The sequence below is a fragment of the Neisseria sp. P0008.S004 genome (assembly GCF_051962755.1).
In the GTDB taxonomy this organism is placed as follows: domain Bacteria; phylum Pseudomonadota; class Gammaproteobacteria; order Burkholderiales; family Neisseriaceae; genus Neisseria; species Neisseria subflava_A.
Window position 1 is genome coordinate 314,054 of record NZ_JBQCUZ010000002.1, and the last position, 15,715, is coordinate 329,768.

A 15,715-nucleotide genomic window follows, 5' to 3' on the forward strand; every position below is an offset into this window, starting at 1 on the left:
AGATTTCATGTGTACGCCTGTTCAGACGGCCTTAACATATTCACATTAACGGCGGTTCAACAACACACCGACAACCAAACCGGCCAATGCGGCAAAACCCATCGCATAGTATGGTTTTTCATGCACCACTTCATCAGCGTGTTTGGCACCGCGTTTCAAACGCTCGCCCGCATCAGCTTCAAATTCGGCAAAACGCTCTTTGCCTTCTTTAAGACGCTCCTGGGCCGCTTCTTCAAACTGCTCGTATTTCTCACGCGCACGCTCGGCATGATGGCGCAAACGTTCGCCGGCCTCTTCTTCAAAACGGCTCAAACGCTCTTTGGCCGCGGCCAATTTCTCTTCCAATTTGGCCCGGGCTTTGCCGCCCTCTTCCGAACCGGCTTCCACACCGTCGCGGTACAACTCTTCCACATCATCCATCACTTCTCGGATGTCTTTCAGCAAAGCCTCGCGACGCGTTTCAAAATCGTGTTTTTTCATGTTTTTCTCCTTGAGATAGGTTGATATGGCTACAGACTGTTTATCTGTTAATCAATTATAAACATTTATCTCCGGTTATCACATTAATTCCAATCAAATTAAGTATCAAATATGTAAAAACAACCCGATGAAATTTAAAAAAGGCCGTCTGAAAACTTCAGACGGCCTTTTCATTTCAGCTTAAAGACTTAAGTCTTATGCCAAACCTTTTGCTTTCAACACTTCCAGCATAGTAGTGCCCAACTCGGCAGGGCTGCGGGTGTAGGCGATACCGGCTTTTTCGAAAGCGGCAAATTTTTCTTCGGCAGTACCTTTACCGCCGGAGATAATCGCACCGGCGTGGCCCATGCGTTTGCCTTTAGGCGCGGTAACACCTGCGATGTAGCCGACAACGGGTTTGGTTACGTTGGATTGGATGTATTCGGCTGCTTCTTCTTCCGCAGTACCGCCGATTTCACCGATCATGATGATGGCGTCGGTATCTGGGTCTTCTTGGAAGAGTTTCAGTGCGTCGATTTGGTTCATGCCAGGAATCGGGTCGCCGCCGATACCGATACAGGTTGATTGACCCAAGCCCAGTTTGGTGGTTTGTGCCACGGCTTCGTAAGTCAATGTACCGGAACGGGAAATGATGCCGATGCGGCCCGGAGTGTGAATGTGGCCCGGCATAATACCGATTTTGCACTCACCCGGAGTAATCACGCCCGGGCAGTTTGGGCCGACCAAGCGGGTGCCGTTGCCGTTGGTTTCCAAGTAACGTTTGGCTTTGAGCATGTCCAAAGTAGGCACGCCTTCGGTAATCACAACGACCAAGCCTACGCCTGAATCAACGGCTTCAACGATAGAATCCAAAACAAACGGAGCTGGAACGTAAATTACAGATGCGTCAGCGCCGGTTTCTTTAACGGCTTCTTTCATGGTGTTGAATACAGGCAGGTTCAGGTGGGTTTGACCGCCTTTGCCCGGGGTAACGCCGCCGACAACTTTAGTGCCGTAAGCCAGAGCTTGTTCGGAGTGGAAAGTACCGTTTTTACCGGTGAAACCTTGAACCAATACTTTGGTGTCTTTATTAATCAATACGCTCATTCTTTTCTCCTTAGGCGTTTACGGCTGCAACAATTTTTTCGGCTGCGTCATTCAGGCCGTCTGCAGAAGTCAGTTTCAGACCTGATTCATTCAGGATTTTCGCGCCGAGTTCGGCGTTGTTACCTTCCAAACGAACAACGACAGGAACGTTGACGTTGATTTCTTTAACGGCTGCCACGATGGCTTCCGCAATCATGTCGCAACGTACGATACCACCGAAGATGTTGATCAATACGCCTTTAACGGATTTGTCTTCCAAAATCAGTTTGAACGCTTCAACCACGCGGTCTTTGGTTGCGCCGCCACCAACGTCTAAGAAGTTGGCAGGTTGGCCACCTTTCAGTTTGATGATGTCCATAGTGGCCATCGCCAAACCGGCACCATTAACCATACAACCGATGTTGCCTTCCAGGGCAACATAGTTCAGGTCAAATTCAGAAGCTTTCAGCTCACGTTCGTTTTCTTGAGATTTGTCGCGCAATTCAGCGATTTTTGGCAGGCGGTAGAGCGCGTTGCTGTCGATACCGATTTTGCCGTCCACGCAGGCCAGTGCGCCGTTTTCGCGAACTGCCAGTGGGTTTACTTCAAACAGGGCGAAGTCGTTTTCGATAAACGCTTTGTACGCGCCGGTCATCAGTTTGACGAACTCGTTGATTTGTTTGTCTTTCAAGCCCAGTTGGAAGGCAACTTCGCGAGCTTGGCAAGGTTGCAGGCCGACCAGCGGATCAACGGTTACTTTGAAAATTTTTTCAGGAGTTTCGGCAGCAACTTTTTCAATTTCCACGCCGCCTTCGGTAGAAGCCATGAATGTAACGCGGCGGGTAGAACGGTCAACCACTGCGCCCAAGTACAGCTCGGTTTGAACAGGATACATGTCTTCGCAAACCAAAACGCTGTTGACAGGTTGTCCGTTGGCATCGGTTTGGTAAGTTACCAAGTTGGTGCCAATCAGGCTTTCAGCCACTTCTTTAGCTTCTTCGCGGCTTTTAACGACTTTTACGCCGCCCGCTTTACCGCGGCCGCCGGCGTGTACTTGTGCTTTGACAACAGCGAATTTGCCGCCCAATTTGTCGTAAGCTACAGCGGCTTCTTCGCCGTTATGTGCCAAAATACCGCCTTGTACGGGCAAACCGTAGCTAGCCAGCAGTTCTTTAGCCTGATACTCGTGTAAATTCATGGATTTCTCCTTAAGGTGAGTGGGTTTTAGGAATCGCCCTGCGGCCAATCCCATATTTTCAGACGGCCCTACTATTTACTGAAGGGCAACCACATCCGTGCCAGCAGATACATGGTTGCACCGCCTCCCCCGAGAATAAAAAAGACGATGCCTTTTTTACGCGAATTCGGGCAGAGCAGATAAACAGCAAGGCTGAAACTGATAAACAACAATGCCACGCGCCAAACCAATTCTTTATCTTTGAAACGGTTGAGCGTATAAGTTTCGGTCATCATCACATACATCTGCCACAATGCGGCCATACACATGCTGATGATGCCCATCGGTATAAAGAAAATACCGACTATTTCTTTGTTCATAATGAATGTAAATGCTGTGTGTTTGTCTGACGGAATTATAAATCAGAAAACGGAGCTCTCGAAACATTCAATTTGTCGGAGGCCTTAAGGCCGTCTGAAAAGTTTCAGACGGCCTTAATGTCTATCAACCGTGCAAAGCGCGTTTGTCAGCCGCCAATGCAGCTTCGTGAACCACTTCGGACAAGGTTGGGTGGGCATGGATAATGCGGGCGATGTCTTCGCTGCTGGCGAAGAATTCGAGCGCAGTCACGCCTTCGGTAACCAATTCGCTGACAACCGGGCCGATCATGTGTACGCCCAAGATACGGTCGGTTTTGGCATCTGCCAACACTTTAACCGTACCTTTGGCTTTGCCCATTGCCAATGCGCGACCGTTTGCACCGAAACCTGAAGTACCTTTTTTGTACTCCACGCCTTCGGCTTTGAGCTGCTCTTCGGTTTTACCCACCCAAGCGATTTCAGGATCGGTGTAAATCACGAATGGTACGTTGTTGAAGTCGATATGCGGTTTTTGACCGGCAATGCGCTCAGCAACGGCAACGCCTTCGTCGCTGGCTTTGTGTGCCAACATCGGGCCGCGGACCACGTCGCCGATTGCCCATACGTTAGGCAGGTTGGTACGGCATTCGCCATCTACTTTGATAAAGCCGCGCTCGTCTTTTTCCAAGCCTACGGCTTCCGCGTTCAGGCCTTTGGTGTTTGGAATACGGCCGATGGCAACGATCAGTTTGTCGAATACTTCAGTTTTGGCTTCGCCGGCAGCAGTTTCGTAAGCAACGGAAACGCCTTTGCCTTCGGATTTGATGTCGCCGATTTTCACGCCCAATTCGATGCTCAAACCTTGCTCTTTAGTAAAGTATTTGAAGGCTTCTTTGGCGATTTGTTGGTCTGCGGCAGCCAGGAAGGTCGGCGCGGCTTCAAGAATGGTAACTTCTGCACCCACGCGGTTCCATACGGAACCCATTTCCAAACCAATCACGCCGGAACCGATCACGCCGAGTTTGGCAGGTACTTCAGTCAGGTTCAATGCACCTTCGTTGTCCAATACATTCACGTTGTCGATAGCGACTTGTGGCAGCGGACGCGGTACGGAACCGGTGGCTACGATGACGTGTTTGGCTTCGATAACGGTTTTCTCGCCTTTGTTATCGACTTCGATTTGGTAAGCATCGCCATTTTTACCGGCAAAGGAAGCAGTACCGAACAGGCTGGTTACTTTGTTTTTTTGGAACAGGAATTTCACGCCGCCGGTCAGTTTGGTTACGATGGCATCTTTGCGCTCAATCATTTTGGCCGCGTCGAATTTTACGTCGCCGACAGTGATACCGTGTTCGGCAAACTCGTGTTGCGCAGCGTGGAAATGTTCGCTGGATTGCAACAGGGCTTTAGAAGGGATACAACCTACGTTCAAGCAAGTACCGCCCAATGCAGGGGCATTGCCTGCTTTGTTAACGCCTGCGTCAACGCAAGCGGTTTTGAAACCGAGTTGCGCGGCACGGATGGCGGCAACGTATCCGCCCGGGCCTGCACCAATCACTACTACATCATATTGAGACATCGTGTCATCCTTTGCTTTTGCAGTATCTCAAAATAAAAACGATACTTTTTGTTTCTTTTTTATTTTGAATGACTGCGTTTTGATGGTTTTAAGAAAAGGCCGTCTGAAAGTCCATATCTGCCGATTCATTCGAATCAAATGTTTCAGACGGCCTCAATCGTTCGTTGAGCCTATTGTAGCACGATACTACATTACGCTACATCTAAATAAAAATTCAGACGGCCTTTTCATTAACAAATAAAAGGCCGTCTGAAACGATTACAGATCCAACAACAGGCGAGCTGGGTCTTCCAACGCGTCTTTAATGGCTACCAAGGTCAATACAGCTTCACGGCCGTCAATAATACGGTGGTCGTAAGACAGAGCCAGATACATCATTGGACGGACAACAACTTGGCCGTTTTCAACCACGGCACGTTCTTTAGTGGCGTGCATACCCAAAATCGCAGATTGAGGCGGGTTGATGATCGGGGTAGACATCATAGAACCGAAAGTACCGCCGTTGGTAATACTGAATGTACCGCCGGTCAGATCTTCGATAGCGATTTTGCCGTCTTTAGCTTTTTTCGCGTAATCAACAATTGCTTGTTCGATGTCGGCAATGCTCATTTGGTCGGCATCGCGCAGGATTGGTACAACCAAACCGCGTGGGCTGCCAATTGCGATACCGATGTCGAAGTAGCCGTGGTAAACGATGTCTTTGCCGTCAACAGAAGCATTCACAACCGGATATTTTTTCAGGGCGGCAACAGCGGCTTTAACGAAGAAGGACATAAAGCCCAATTTCACGCCGTGTTCTTTCTCGAATTTTTCTTTGTACTTCGCACGCAAGTCCATGATTGGTTTCATGTTGACTTCGTTGAATGTAGTCAGAATGGCGTTTTCTTGTTGAGAAGCCAAGAGGCGTTCTGCAACACGGGCACGCAGACGGCTCATTGGTACGCGTTCTTCAGGACGTGCGCCGGCAGGAAGTGCAACGGCAGGGGCTGCGGCTGCTGCAGGTTTGGCAGCGGCATTTTGTACGTCTTCTTTCAATACGCGACCGTCACGGCCAGAACCTTGCAATGCGTTCACGTCAACACCGGTCTCGGCAGCCAGTTTGGCGGCGGCAGGCATAGCGGCGTTGTTTTGTGCAGCAGCAGGAGCAGCGGCTGGGGCAGCTTCGGCAGGCGCGGCGGCTGGTGCTTCAGCAGCGGCAGTAGCAGCTGTATCGATGCGTGCCAAAACTTGGTCGGCAACAACGGTTTCACCGTCTTGCGCTACGATTTCAACCAATACGCCGGCTTGTGGAGAAGGTACTTCCAAAACCACTTTGTCAGTTTCGATATCGATCAGGATTTCGTCACGGGCAACTGCTTCGCCAACTTTTTTCTTCCATTCCAAGAGCGTGCCTTCAGATACGCTTTCAGACAGCATAGGTACTTTTACATCAATAATCATTTTGTGTCTCCAATGGCCCTTTCAGACGGCCTGTTGTGTGTTTTTAATTCTGCATATGGGCATTCCGCCTGAGCAGCCTCAGACGGAATGCTACTTGGTTTACAACGCCAAAGCGTCTTCAACCAATTGTTTCAATTGAGCAATATGTTTGCTTGAGTAGCCCACTGCAGGCGATGCACTGCTTGGACGACCGGCATAAGACAGTTTTTGCTCTTCGCTGATAACGTCTTCGATGCGGTGGCGGATTTGGTAGAACGCGCCTTGGTTTTTCGGCTCTTCTTGCGCCCAAACCACAGATTTTGCATTCGGATATTTCGCCAGTTCAGCTTTAACCTCTTCATATGGGAACGGATACAGCTGCTCAACGCGGACGATAGCAACATCATCTTCCAGTTTACGCTCGGTACGGCCTGCTTCCAAGTCATAGTAAACCTGACCGGCACACAATACCACGCGTTTCACGCTGTCGTTGCTTGCGCGTTCGGCGGTATCACCGATAACCGGACGGAAAGTCGAACCTTCGGTGAAGTTTTCCAGCGGGCTCATTGCACCTTTGAAGCGCAACAGGCGTTTGGACATGAAAATCACCAGCGGTTTGCGGTATGAACCCAAGACTTGACGTTGCAAGAGGTGGAACATTTGCGATGCTTCAGACGGCATGATGACTTGCATATTGTTCTCTGAACACAGTTGCAACCAACGTTCTACGCGTGCAGAAGAGTGCTCAGGGCCTTGACCGTCGTAACCGTGCGGCAGGATGGTGGTCAGACCGCACAAACGACCCCATTTGGTTTCGCCTGAAGACAGGAATTGGTCAATAGTCACTTGCGCGCCGTTGGCGAAGTCACCGAATTGAGCTTCCCAAATGGTCAGCTTGTCAGGAGCGGAGCAGGCAAAGCCGTACTCGAACGCCATCACGGCTTCTTCGTTCAAGATAGAGTCGATAACCAGGAACTCGCCCAAGCCTTCGCCCATGTTGCGCAGAGGAACATAAGTACCGTCGTCCCATTTTTCGCGTTTTTGATCGTGCAATACTGCATGACGGTGTGAGAATGTACCGCGGCCGGAGTCCTCACCGGAGATACGCACGCCATGACCTTTGGTCAGCAGGCTTGCGTATGCGAGGGTTTCGGCCATACCCCAGTCGATGGCTTGTTTGCCGGATGCCATGGCTTTACGCGCTTCGATCACACGTTTTGCAGTCGGATGCAGGGCAAAGCCTTCCGGTACAGCGGTGAATTTCTCAGTAAGACGCTCAATGTCGGCGGCAGGCAAACCGGTTTCGATTTTTTCGCGCCAATCTTTACCTTGGTATTTGCTCCAGTCGATTTGTGTGCGTTGGAAGTTGCTCAAAGTTGTTTGTTCAACATGTTCGCCTTTGTCCAAAGCATCACGGTAAGCTTGGATGTAGCCGTCAGCCTCAGCTTGAGTTACCACGCCTTCGGCAATCAGTTGCTCGGTGTACAAAGCACGCGCACCTGGGTGTTGCGATACTTTTTTGTACATCATCGGTTGGGTCAGGGTCGGATCATCGCCCTCGTTGTGACCCCATTTACGGTAGCAGACAACGTCGACCACAATATCTTTATGGAATTTTTTGCGGTAATCCAAGGCAGCTTGGATGGCAAAGCAAACGCGTTCAGGATCATCGCCGTTCACATGGATAACCGGAGCGGAAACCATTTTCGCGATATCGGTACAGTGTACGGTAGAACGGGTATCGCGGGTATCGGAAGTCGTAAAGCCGATTTGGTTGTTGATCACGATGTGAACAGTACCGCCGGTGGTATAACCGCGTGTTTTAGACAGGTTGAATGTTGCTTGGTTAACACCCAAACCGATAAATGCGGAGTCACCGTGAATCAATACTGGCAAGACTTTATCGCGGCCGTTTTCGCCCAAACGTTTTTGTTTGGCGCGTGCAGAACCTTCCACTACCGGGTTAACGATTTCCAAGTGTGACGGGTTGAATGCCAAAGAAACGTGCATCGGGCCGTGTGGCGTAGCAATGTCGGAGCTGAAGCCCATGTGGTATTTCACGTCGCCGCTAGGCAATTTGATTTCGGCACGGCCTTCAAATTCAGCAAACAGATCAGCCGGTTTTTTACCCAAAATGTTAACCAAAACATTCAGACGGCCACGGTGTGCCATACCGATGATGACTTCTTCCACGCCGTCTTTACCAGCGTTTTGAATCAGGTAATTCAAACCGGCAATCGCGCTTTCACCGCCTTCTACACCAAAGCGTTTTTGACCGACATATTTGGTATGCAGGTAGCGTTCCAGAGTTTCGGCAGCAGTCATTTCTTTCAAGATACGGCGTTTTTGTTCAACGTTGTAGCTTGGCGTAGACAGTACGCTTTCAAAATAATTGCGAACCCAGCGGCGCTCTTCGGTATTTGGGATGTAGATATACTCTACCGCAATATGGCCGCAGTAGGTTTGTTTGAGGTTGCTGATGATTTGGGACAGAGGCAGTTTGCTCTGACCGGAAAAATCGCCCTCGCCCATATTGAACTGAAGCGCCATATCGGCATCTGACAGACCGTGGAATTTAGGATCGAGAGCTTCGATATTTTGAGGAGGAATACGTTTGAGCGGATCAAGTTGGGCTGCACCCACGCCTTGGATACGATAGGCAGAAATCAGTCGCAAAACGCTGACTTGCTTTTTCATCATTGCCTCATCCAAACCGCCTGCGACGGCTGCGGCAATTTTCTTTTTAGCCAAAGTGGCAAATGATTCACGAATCGGTGTATGGGCAACATCGACAGCGACTGCGCCCGGCTGTTTACTCAAATCGGTAAAGTACTGTTTCCACTTTTCATCGACAGATTCCGGATTATCCAGAAACTTTTCATACAACTCCTCGATGTATGGCGCATTAGAACCAAACAGATAAGAGAAATTGAGTTTTTCGTCCATCATGGCGTGAGCTCTTTTCTTTAAAATATAAACAAAGGGTAGAATCCCGTGTTCTCCGAACGGAATTCAGGCCGTCTGAAATGACACTTTATTCTACCCTATTTCAAATCAAATTACCTGCTATCAACTTAATTAATTACGACCAACCTCATTGAAAACGGCAATTCGATTTTTTCAAACGACTTTTCAACAATATATTAATGTATTGTCTATTAGCGTTTATCTACCGAAACGTAATCGCGACGTTCTGCACCGGTATAAAGTTGACGTGGGCGACCGATTTTCAGTGCCGGATCGCTAATCATTTCATGCCAATGAGAAATCCAACCTACACTGCGCGACAATGCGAAGATAACGGTAAACATTTCAGTTGGAATGCCCAATGCGGACAAGACGATGCCGGAGTAGAAATCGACGTTTGGATACAGCTTGCGTTCAACAAAGAATGGATCTTTCAGTGCAATTTGTTCCAATTCCATCGCCAGCTTGAATTTAGGACTGTCTTCCAAGCCCAATTCTTTCAAGACTTCATAACAGGTTTCGCGCATGATGTTGGCTCGTGGATCCATATTGCGGTATACGCGGTGACCGAAGCCCATCAGACGGTATTTGCGTTGTTTCACACCTTCCATGTATGCGGCAACATTAGATACATCGCCGATTTCGTCCAGCATCTTCAACACAGCTTCGTTTGCACCGCCGTGTGAAGCACCCCACAGACAGGCGATACCGGCAGCGATACAGGCAAATGGATTTGCACCAGAAGAGCCGGCCAAACGTACAGTCGAAGTAGAAGCGTTTTGCTCGTGGTCGGCATGCAAAATAAAGATGCGGTCGAGCGCGCGAGCCAATACTGGATTAGGTTTGTATTCTTCACATGGTGTCGCAAACATCATGTGCAAGAAGTTTTCAGCATAGGAAAGGTTATTTTTTGGATAATTGAACGGCAAACCGTTGGAATAACGGTAACACATTGCCGCAATGGTCGGAATTTTGGAGATTAAGCGGTAAATCGCGATTTTGCGGTGTTCAGGATTGGTAATATCCAAGCTGTCTTGATAGAAAGCAGACAAAGCGCCAACCACACCCACCATCATCGCCATCGGGTGCGCATCGCGACGGAAACCGCGGAAGAACCAAGTCAACTGTTCATGCACCATAGTATGGTGGCTGACTGTAGCATCAAATTCTTTTTTCTGTTCAGGGGTAGGCAGTTCGCCGTAAATCAACAGGTAGCAAACTTCCAAGTAATCGGATTTTTCGGCCAACTGCTCGATAGGATAACCACGGTAATACAACAGACCTTCATCGCCATCAATATAAGTGATTTTGGATTCGCAACTTGCAGTTGACACGAATCCGGGGTCGAAGGAAAACAGACCTGTATTTTTTGTCAAAGCACGAATATCAACCACATCATGGCCGATACTTGCTTCCAATACTGGCAGTTCCAAGGTCTCTTGATTTGGGGTGGTGAGCTTGACTGATTTAGACATTCTTAAACTCCTTTGTAAGTTGGGGCTTTCGTTGCCGCCCAAGCGGCACGGTCCTTTTTTTCAGACGGCCTCCGTATGGAAAGAGCTTGTTCGGATTGGCATCGCAAACAAGCTCTATAACACGTCATGCCTGTCTGATTTTTTCAAGCATGGGAATCAGGTGTTTCTTGTCCGTCGCCGAATGTCCGTTAATCAAGGCAAGCAACTCTTGGTCTTGAAATTCGAGGATTTCGGAAAATTCGGACAACTCCTGATCACTCAGGTGCTCGAATTCTTTTTCCATGAACCTGCCGAAGATTAAATCTAATTCCAATAATCCCCGGCGGGTTTGAAAACGGATTTTCCGTTTGGCAATATCGTCAAAAACCATCATTTCTTAAACGGCTCGTTTCAACATAATCTCTTTAATCTTACCGATGGCTCGGGTCGGATTCAAGTGTTTAGGACATACGTCTACGCAGTTCATAATGGTGTGGCAACGGAACAAACGGTATGGGTCGTTCAGATTATCCAAACGCTCGTTAGTAATGGTATCACGGCTATCCGCAATGAAACGGTAAGCATTCAGCAAACCAGACGGACCAACGAATTTATCAGGGTTCCACCAGAATGACGGGCAGGCAGTCGAGCAGCAAGCACACAAAATACATTCGTACAAACCGTCCAACTCTTTACGCTCTTCCTGAGTTTGCAGACGCTCTTTGTCCGCATCGATAGGGTTATCGTTGACAACGTAAGGTTTGATGGAGTGATATTGTTTGAAGAATTGGGTCATATCCACAATCAGGTCGCGGATAACAGGCAGACCTGGCAGAGGGCGGATTTTAACCGGCTGTTTCAAACCACGCAGATCGGTCAGACATGCCAAGCCGTTTTTGCCGTTGATGTTCATACCGTCAGAACCGCAAATACCTTCGCGGCAAGAACGGCGGAAAGACAATGTATCGTCTTGTGCTTTCAGACGCACCAAAGCGTCCAAAAGTTTAACGTCCGTTGGTTCCAATTCCAACTCGTAACGTTGCATATAAGGTTTGGCATCAACGTCCGGGTTATAACGGTAAATTTCAAAACTCATTTTTTCCATGAGAAGTGTTCCTTTTCTCATAAACTGCCCAATGATTTTGTATTATGAATTCAAGCAGTTCAATGTGGGTATGGTTAGGTTTCAGACGGCCTTTAAGATAAAGGCCGTCTGAAAACTCATCAATAAACGCGTTTGGCCGGTTTGATGTATTCCACGCTCAAAGGCTTGGTATGTACCGGTTTGTAAGACAAAGTATTGGTATCTGAATGATACAGGGTATGTTTCATCCAGTTTTCGTCATCGCGCTCAGGATGGTCGTCTGAAGCGTGTGCGCCACGCGATTCTTTACGCGCTTCGGCGGACACCAAAGTCGCTTTCGCTACTTCAATCAAATTATCCAATTCCAAAGCTTCGATACGCGCGGTATTCCACACTTTGCTCTTGTCTTTGATTTCAGTACGTTTCACGCGCTCGGCAATCTCCATGATTTCTCGAACGCCTTTGCTCAGAATCTCATCGGTACGGAACACACCGGCGTGCAGTTGTACGGAGCGTTGCAGTTCGCGACGCAATGCATCAACGTTTTCGCCGCCAGTTTGATTATCCAAACGCTCGATACGTTGGCGGGTCAATTCACCGGCATTAGCAGGCAGAGGTTTCCAGTCGCTTTGCTCTTTGATGAATTTAATCATGCTGTCGCCGGCAGCTTTACCGAATACCACCAAGTCCAACAGGGAGTTGGTACCCAAGCGGTTCGCACCGTGTACGGAAGCACATGCGCACTCACCTGCCGCATACAGACCTTTTACAGGCACTTCATAATCTTCACCTTGCGGAACAACAACTTCGCCATGGTAGTTAGTCGGAATACCGCCCATCATATAGTGGGTAGTCGGCACAACAGGAATCGGGTCTTTAATCGGGTCAATACCGGCAAACTGAATGGAAATCTCGCGGATGCCCGGCAGTTTTTCCATAATTTTTTCTGCACCGATATGGTCGATTTTCAGCAATACATGGTCTTTGTTTTTACCACAGCCGCGACCTTCGTAAATTTCCATCGCCATCGCACGGGAAACCACGTCACGGGAAGCCAAGTCTTTTACGGTTGGTGCGTAACGTTCCATAAAGCGTTCGCCGTCGGCATTCAACAGAATACCGCCCTCACCACGCACACCCTCAGTAATCAATACACCGGCACCGGCTACACCAGTCGGGTGGAATTGCCAGAATTCCATGTCTTCCAACGGAATACCTGCACGGGCACAAATACCCAAACCGTCACCGGTATTCATATAAGCATTGGTAGAAGAAGCATAAATACGACCGCCACCACCGGTAGCAAACATCACAGCTTTAGCGTGGAAAATATAAACTTCGCCGGTTTCCATTTCCATGGCGGTTACACCGACTACGTCGCCGTTTTCATCACGAATCAAATCTTGCGCTGTCCATTCCACAAAGAATTGTGTATTGGCACGGACGTTTTGTTGGTACAAAGTATGCAACATCGCATGACCGGTACGGTCAGCAACAGCACATGCACGTTCTACCGCGCGTTTACCGTGTTCTGCAGTATGACCACCGAAAGGACGTTGGTAGATTTTGCCACTTTCCACACGGTCAAAAGGCATACCCATGTGTTCCAACTCAATTACAGCTTCAGGCGCTGCGCGACACATAAACTCAATCGCATCTTGGTCGCCCAACCAGTCGGAACCTTTTACGGTATCGTACATATGCCAATCCCAACGGTCTTCCTGCACATTACCCAATGAAGCAGAAATACCACCTTGAGCCGCTACAGTATGAGAACGGGTTGGGAAGACTTTAGACAAAACAGCACAATTCAGGCCGGATTTAGACAATTGGAGGGCTGCGCGTAAACCTGCACCACCACCGCCAACAATCACGGCATCAAACTTGCGAACAGGAAAACCCATATTTACCCCCAAATTACTTTAACTGAATACACCAAGCAGCCTACCAACCAAACGATGGTGGCAACTTGTAAAAACAAACGCACGCCGAAAGGCTTAATGTAGTCCATCCACAAATCACGGATACCTACCCATGCATGCAGGAATACGGCCAAGAAGCTCACTTGGGTAAACACCTTCACCCAAGTTTGATCAAAAAATGCCTGCCATGCCGAATATTCTTTAGGCAACGTAAACAAAACAACCAAAAGAACCACGGTGTACACCAGCATGATGACCGCAGTTGCACGTTGCATTGCCCAATCGCGCAAACCGTAATGCGCACCTGTCAATTTACGTTCTACCATAACAAAGCTCCCAAAACGACGGTCAGAATCAAAGCAGAAGCAAATACAACTTTAGCAGTAGTACGGGCAGTATTTAATTCCAGGCCTTTATGCACATCCAAAAACAGAAAGCGGATACCGGCAAAAAAGTGGTGCAGATATGCCCACAACAGACCGATAAGGATCAGCTTCACAAACGGATTGGAAATAGCAGAACGATATGCTTCAAACGACGCTTCGCGATCCAGCGTTCCAGAGAAGAAATACAAGAGAACAGGCAGCATCACAAATAAGCCGACGCCGCTGATACGGTGAAGAATAGATACAATCCCCGGTATGGGCAATCGGATATTCGGAATTTCCAAAAATACCGGGCGTGATTTGGCGGACATGGTCAGTTCCTCTAGATTTATTATCAGCTCAAAACCTATAGCTCAGCACTACAATAAGCTACATAAACCATAATTTACCTGTTTTATCTCATTTTGAACAGTGCAATTTATGAATGCTCTAATGATTTTTACCAAAAGACTAATAAAATCAAACAATCATTCTTAGATTTTTTTTTTTGCGTGGCTAGCCTTTTTTGTTACTTTCCTGCAATTAAGCCATCTCCCCATCAAAGCACTTACAATAACATCATTATGATTTGAGAATCGTATCTATTGCGAGATAAATTCTCACTCTTGATACCTAATCTTTACAAAGGCATAAGCCATTTTTAACTTATTACTATTGCATTATTACTACTACTCTTACATAGTTATACATTCAAAGACATTTCATCTATCCCTAGATGGACTAAAATACAGCACAACACCAACAATGTTTCCATACCTTATAAGGAAGCTGCATCATGACACACTCCCCTCATCAAAACACACCCGATCCGGAAGACTACATCCCCTCCTTCCGCCGTCGAAACTTGGACACATCCGGTTTTATGAAAAAACTCGGACGCTTTGCCGGCCGCCTGGGCAAACCTGTCGTCCGACAGCTTTATGTACTTTATTACCTTTGGGAATCCGAACACACGCCCAAACGGGCTAAAATGATTATTGTCGGCGCACTGGTTTATTTCCTCAGCCCTATCGACAGCATTCCCGACCTTCTGATTCCATTTGGCTTCAGCGATGACATTGCCGTCATTGCGCTGGTTTATTCTCAGATGAAAAACTATCTGACCGAAGATATTCAAGAAAAAGCCCGTCAAGCGGCTGACAAGTTGTTTGGTTCTTAATTGGATACAATTCGACTACACATATATAAATACAAAAAGAAGGCCGTCTGAATATTCAGACGGCCTTCTCAGTTTATGACTTTTTTATTTCAAAGGCTGCATACCCATAACTTCCATCAGGAAATTGGTAAACGCAGGATTGCTTGGCTTGGTATCCATGTTTTTCCAACGCTGTTGCCAACCGCGCAAAGCACCTTGGATGTACTGTTTGGATTGCTCGGTAGTAATTTCACCACGTTGGCTGTCAACGGCAGAACGCAGATAAACTTCGTACATACTGTCATCGACAGAGTTGCGTCCCACTTGTTGGATACGGAAGCGGTTCAAATATTGTGCAGCCTGAACTTTGGTCAGACTACCTTGGCTCACTTGGGTACTCAAGCGACGTGCTTCATCATGAATCTTGGAAACATCTGCCCAATGCGAAGGAGCCAAATGATAACCGGTAGCTGAAACTTGTGAATCAGCCTTAGGCTTTTTGACGTTGGTTGGTCGAACTGGCACTTCTTTCAAAGTCGGAACATAAATCGATTCACAACCGGCAAGTGCCGCTACAGCAAGGATAGGAAGAATGTATTTTTTCATAATGCGCATTATAAGCATGATTCGTTGAAGAAACCGACTTTTGAATAACGGTATTCAAAACAGATTAACTGAATTACAA

General features: G+C 47.9%; 15 protein-coding genes. 1 reads left to right on the forward strand and 14 read right to left on the reverse strand.

Annotated features, from left to right (window positions below):
* Positions 1 to 45: 45 nt before the first annotated feature.
* The 13 genes from ACTHSW_RS03245 to sdhC all read right to left on the reverse strand — a co-directional run bounded on the left by ACTHSW_RS03245 (position 46) and on the right by sdhC (position 14,203).
* On the reverse strand, positions 46 to 480 hold the full coding sequence (locus ACTHSW_RS03245) for a DUF883 family protein (protein ID WP_070461327.1): 435 nt from the start codon (positions 478 to 480) through the stop codon (positions 46 to 48).
* A 195-nt stretch (positions 481 to 675) separates the two neighbouring features.
* Positions 676 to 1,566: a succinate--CoA ligase subunit alpha gene (gene sucD / locus ACTHSW_RS03250; RefSeq protein WP_002221113.1), complete on the reverse strand. Its 891-nt coding sequence runs from the start codon at positions 1,564 to 1,566 to the stop codon at positions 676 to 678.
* A gap of 10 nt (positions 1,567 to 1,576) precedes the next feature.
* Positions 1,577 to 2,743, reverse strand: a complete 1,167-nt coding sequence (sucC, locus tag ACTHSW_RS03255; protein WP_070461326.1) for an ADP-forming succinate--CoA ligase subunit beta — start codon at positions 2,741 to 2,743, stop codon at positions 1,577 to 1,579.
* 71 nt (positions 2,744 to 2,814) lie between these two features.
* Positions 2,815 to 3,102, reverse strand: a complete 288-nt coding sequence (locus tag ACTHSW_RS03260; protein WP_004519272.1) for a hypothetical protein — start codon at positions 3,100 to 3,102, stop codon at positions 2,815 to 2,817.
* A 124-nt stretch (positions 3,103 to 3,226) separates the two neighbouring features.
* Positions 3,227 to 4,660, reverse strand: coding sequence for a dihydrolipoyl dehydrogenase (lpdA, locus tag ACTHSW_RS03265; RefSeq protein WP_002225317.1), 1,434 nt, complete (start codon positions 4,658 to 4,660; stop codon positions 3,227 to 3,229).
* 258 nt (positions 4,661 to 4,918) lie between these two features.
* Positions 4,919 to 6,100 (reverse strand): 2-oxoglutarate dehydrogenase complex dihydrolipoyllysine-residue succinyltransferase, encoded by a 1,182-nt coding sequence (odhB, locus tag ACTHSW_RS03270; protein WP_002217383.1) that lies wholly within the window; start codon positions 6,098 to 6,100, stop codon positions 4,919 to 4,921.
* Between the two features lie 99 nt (positions 6,101 to 6,199).
* Positions 6,200 to 9,028, reverse strand: coding sequence for a 2-oxoglutarate dehydrogenase E1 component (locus ACTHSW_RS03275; RefSeq protein WP_070461324.1), 2,829 nt, complete (start codon positions 9,026 to 9,028; stop codon positions 6,200 to 6,202).
* A 209-nt stretch (positions 9,029 to 9,237) separates the two neighbouring features.
* Positions 9,238 to 10,521: a citrate synthase gene (gene gltA, locus ACTHSW_RS03280; RefSeq protein WP_107810860.1), complete on the reverse strand. Its 1,284-nt coding sequence runs from the start codon at positions 10,519 to 10,521 to the stop codon at positions 9,238 to 9,240.
* A gap of 124 nt (positions 10,522 to 10,645) precedes the next feature.
* Entirely contained in the window at positions 10,646 to 10,894 is a 249-nt protein-coding gene (locus tag ACTHSW_RS03285; protein WP_003678830.1) for an FAD assembly factor SdhE, read from the reverse strand.
* A 3-nt stretch (positions 10,895 to 10,897) separates the two neighbouring features.
* A complete protein-coding gene (locus tag ACTHSW_RS03290; protein ID WP_002241462.1) occupies positions 10,898 to 11,605 on the reverse strand; it encodes a succinate dehydrogenase iron-sulfur subunit in 708 nt (235 codons plus the stop codon).
* Between the two features lie 119 nt (positions 11,606 to 11,724).
* Positions 11,725 to 13,488 (reverse strand): succinate dehydrogenase flavoprotein subunit, encoded by a 1,764-nt coding sequence (gene sdhA, locus ACTHSW_RS03295; RefSeq protein WP_070461322.1) that lies wholly within the window; start codon positions 13,486 to 13,488, stop codon positions 11,725 to 11,727.
* Between the two features lie 2 nt (positions 13,489 to 13,490).
* The gene (gene sdhD, locus ACTHSW_RS03300; protein WP_004519264.1) at positions 13,491 to 13,832 is read right to left on the reverse strand and encodes a succinate dehydrogenase, hydrophobic membrane anchor protein; all 342 of its coding nucleotides are present in this window, start codon (positions 13,830 to 13,832) and stop codon (positions 13,491 to 13,493) included.
* Positions 13,826 to 14,203, reverse strand: a complete 378-nt coding sequence (sdhC, locus tag ACTHSW_RS03305) for a succinate dehydrogenase, cytochrome b556 subunit (protein ID WP_004519263.1) — start codon at positions 14,201 to 14,203, stop codon at positions 13,826 to 13,828. The genes sdhD and sdhC overlap by 7 nt, the downstream gene beginning before the upstream one ends.
* A gap of 464 nt (positions 14,204 to 14,667) precedes the next feature.
* Between sdhC and ACTHSW_RS03310 the strand changes: the two genes are divergently transcribed.
* Positions 14,668 to 15,051, forward strand: a complete 384-nt coding sequence (locus ACTHSW_RS03310) for a YkvA family protein (RefSeq protein WP_039861948.1) — start codon at positions 14,668 to 14,670, stop codon at positions 15,049 to 15,051.
* A gap of 84 nt (positions 15,052 to 15,135) precedes the next feature.
* Here ACTHSW_RS03310 and ACTHSW_RS03315 read toward each other — a convergent pair whose 3' ends face one another.
* The gene (locus ACTHSW_RS03315; RefSeq protein ID WP_371444493.1) at positions 15,136 to 15,636 is read right to left on the reverse strand and encodes a membrane lipoprotein lipid attachment site-containing protein; all 501 of its coding nucleotides are present in this window, start codon (positions 15,634 to 15,636) and stop codon (positions 15,136 to 15,138) included.
* Positions 15,637 to 15,715: the final 79 nt, after the last annotated feature.